The organism is Tessaracoccus sp. OH4464_COT-324, from assembly GCF_003932855.1.
Taxonomy (GTDB): Bacteria; Actinomycetota; Actinomycetes; order Propionibacteriales; family Propionibacteriaceae; genus Arachnia.
On record NZ_RQYZ01000112.1, the window covers coordinates 1 to 416 of the forward strand.

General features: G+C 32.7%; 1 protein-coding gene. It reads left to right on the top strand.

From position 1 onward, the window contains the following. Positions 1 to 286: 1,4-dihydroxy-2-naphthoate octaprenyltransferase (menA, locus tag EII42_RS12340; protein ID WP_125172427.1), on the top strand; the 286-nt coding region annotated here is incomplete at its 5' end. Positions 287 to 416 lie beyond the last annotated feature (130 nt).

Genomic DNA, 416 nt, shown 5'->3' on the forward strand with positions numbered 1-416 from the left:
AGCGGGAAAAAATACGCTTGTAGTACGTTTAGGCGCTGAAAATGCACGTATTTATCATTGTATTCTCTTGGCTACAAGTGCATTAAGTTACTTTATTTTTACCTTGTACACATTTACTCATTGGGCTAATTTCCTCTTTATTCTTGCTTTTCCATTACTGATGAAACATGCATATTTTGTTTATCAAAATAAAGATCCGCTAAATTTACGTCCAATACTTGCACAAATGTCCTTACTTGCTTTGCTCACTAATCTATTATTTAGTTTGGGCTTGCTTGTAAACTAAGATTGGTTATACTTAGCCACTAATGTCTAAAATATAGAAGGGAAATCCTATGTATATTGATACTTCTGAACTTTGCGATATTTATCTTGATCAAATTGATGTTGTTGAGCCTATTTTTTCTAGCTTTGGC